1 protein-coding gene is annotated in these 1,052 nt (G+C 46.9%); it reads right to left on the reverse strand.

Features of this window, described 5'->3' with window-relative positions; translation table 11 throughout:
- Positions 1-1,052 (reverse strand): cobaltochelatase subunit CobN (locus tag ABF638_RS38120; protein WP_435027907.1); only part of this gene is annotated, 1,052 nt, incomplete at both ends.

Raw genomic sequence — 1,052 nt, forward strand, 5'->3', positions numbered from 1 at the left:
GGGATGGAGGCAGGGGGGCAGGGGGGCAGGGGGGAATAATTCTTGATTGTTTCTCTGCTCTAAATTTCCCCACCGTTCACTAATACCTTGCTGAACTGCTGGCGGTAATGAAGCGAAATATTCTTGATATTCTTCCCAAGAAACACTTTGGTGTACCGGAAGCGATTCTCTACCTTCTGGATCGTTGGTTACACCATCTGTCAGCCGTTGAATCAACTCGTCTCCTTGAGCAGGTGGATTTTCTACTTCATACCCAGCCTGATGTAAAGCTTGCAGGATTTCTACACAACTAGCTGGAGTGTCGAGTCCCACACCATTGGCGAGGCGGCCATTGCGGTTGGGGTAGTTTGCCAGAATTAAGGCAATTCGCCGTTCTTGGGGTGGTTTAGAACGTAGGCGCGCCCAATTTGCTGCTAGTTTAGCAACGAACTCGATGCGATCGCTCACTGGTTCATAAATTACCACATCTGTTTCTAAATGGGGATTACGAGTTTGTAATGCTTTAAAAGACACAGCACGAGTAATAATCCGCCCATCTACTTCTGGTAGCGCCACATTCATCCCAATATCGCGGGGAGAAAGCCCTTGAAATTGTGACTCCCACTGCTCAATTGACCCGCCACTGAGGATTACCTGCAACACAGGCACATCTAATTTTTCCCACAGTTCAGTTTGGGGTGTTTCGCTTTCTAAGCGTGCTAAAGAAAAACTGGTGGTATTTAGCAGCACAGCTATTGATTCGGCTTCTTTGGGTTGAAAAAATTCAATCAACTCAGCTTGAACATCGGGTTCACGCAATGAGGAAACAAACACTGGCACTGGTTGTAAATTTTTCTGTACCAAAGCTTCGCATAAAGCATCAATTACTTTAGTGTTTCCCGCTAAATAATGAGCGCGGTAGAAAAGGATGCCGATTTTGGGGATTGGGGATTGGGGACTGGGGACTGGGGATTGGGGATTGGGGATTGGGGATTGAGAGATTTGAGATTCTAAGGTAGATTCATCCAGTTCCGAGGTGGATGAACGGAGTTCTGAGGTGGATTCATCCAGTT

Source organism: Nostoc sp. CALU 1950, assembly GCF_051172895.1.
GTDB classification, from domain to species: Bacteria; Cyanobacteriota; Cyanobacteriia; order Cyanobacteriales; family Nostocaceae; genus Nostoc; species Nostoc edaphicum_A.